Annotated in this window: 1 protein-coding gene; it reads right to left on the reverse strand. The window is 59.8% G+C overall.

Translation table 11 applies throughout. From position 1 onward, the window contains the following. Nucleotides 1–147 precede the first annotated feature (147 nt). Complete coding sequence (locus J7367_RS02665) at nucleotides 148–1,128, reverse strand: IS5 family transposase (protein WP_007962146.1); 981 nt, start codon at nucleotides 1,126–1,128, stop codon at nucleotides 148–150. Nucleotides 1,129–1,305: the final 177 nt, after the last annotated feature.

Genomic DNA, 1,305 nt, shown 5'->3' on the forward strand with positions numbered 1-1,305 from the left:
GCGCGCATATCGCCGCGCATAATGACGCCCTAGGGAAGGTCTGAACAACGAGACCTGACAGGGCGGAAGGTGGCGTCGTTCCGAAGAGTGGCTTTTGGAACTTCGGAATTTCGCCATTTCTGGCGCTTTCCGCGGGAATTTCCCGGTTCACAGACGCACGCTCCCCATCGCCGGCAGTAACTGCTTTCGCTTCATCCACAGGTTTGACAGCGCAAACAAGGTCAGCACCTGTGCCGTGTTCTTGGCCAGACCTCGATAGCGGACCTTGGTGTAGCCAAACTGGCGCTTGATCACCCGGAATGGATGCTCCACCTTCGCGCGCACGCTGGCCTTGAAGTGTTCCCAACGCTGTTCCCGTGCACGCTCGCGTGTGTTGCCGATGCTCCGCATCGTCGAGGGCCTGGCGGCGATGAAGAATACTGCTTGGCAGTCCCGCAGTTCTTGGCGTTTGTCCGCCCCGGTATAGCCACTGTCGCCGAACACGCTGTCTTCCTTGCCATGCAGTAATGCGTGCGTCACCGTGACATCGGCGACATTGGCCGCTGTGCAATGGACATGGTGTACCAGTCCGGAAAACTCATCCACGCCGATGTGCGCCTTCATCCCAAAATACCACTGATTTCCCTTCCTGGTCTGATGCATCTCAGGGTCGCGCGCATGGTCGGCGTTCTTGGTCGAACTGGGCGCAGCGATCAGCGTCGCATCGACGATCGTGCCCGACCGCAGGCTCTGACCCTTGCGCGCCAGATGCGCGTTGACCGCTTCCAGCATCCGTGCGGCAAGGCCATGGGTCTCCAGCAGGCGCCGAAAGTTGAGAATCGTGGTCTCGTCGGGAATGTCGTCCAACCCACCGAGCTGGGCAAAGCGCCGCAAGGTCGGAATCTCGTGCAGCGCTTCTTCCATCGCCGGATCGCTCAACGCATACCACTGCTGCAGCAGATGAATCCGCAACATCGTCGCCAGTGCGTACGGCTGCCGACCTGGCCGCCCCGACACTGGATAGTGCGGCGCGATCAGGGCAAGCAGTTGCTGCCACGGAACAACCTGCTCCATCTCGGCAAGAAAGATCTCGCGCCGGGTCTGCTTACGCTTGCCCAAGCCCTCAGCGTCACCGAACGTCAGCTGCATGGATGAATCCTCTACATAAGGCGATAGTGTCGCGCATCTGCGGTGAGTTGATCAGACCTTCCCTAAAAGTGGGGGGATTACCGGTGCGCATGCGCACGCCTGAAAGACTCGGAGAAGTTTATGCAGAACCAACTGACGCAACGCTCGTTGAGCGACGCCGAGCTTGACCGATTGGGA

Origin of the sequence: Xanthomonas sp. D-36-1 (genome assembly GCF_017746155.1) — a bacterium.
GTDB classification, from domain to species: domain Bacteria; phylum Pseudomonadota; class Gammaproteobacteria; order Xanthomonadales; family Xanthomonadaceae; genus Xanthomonas; species Xanthomonas cissicola.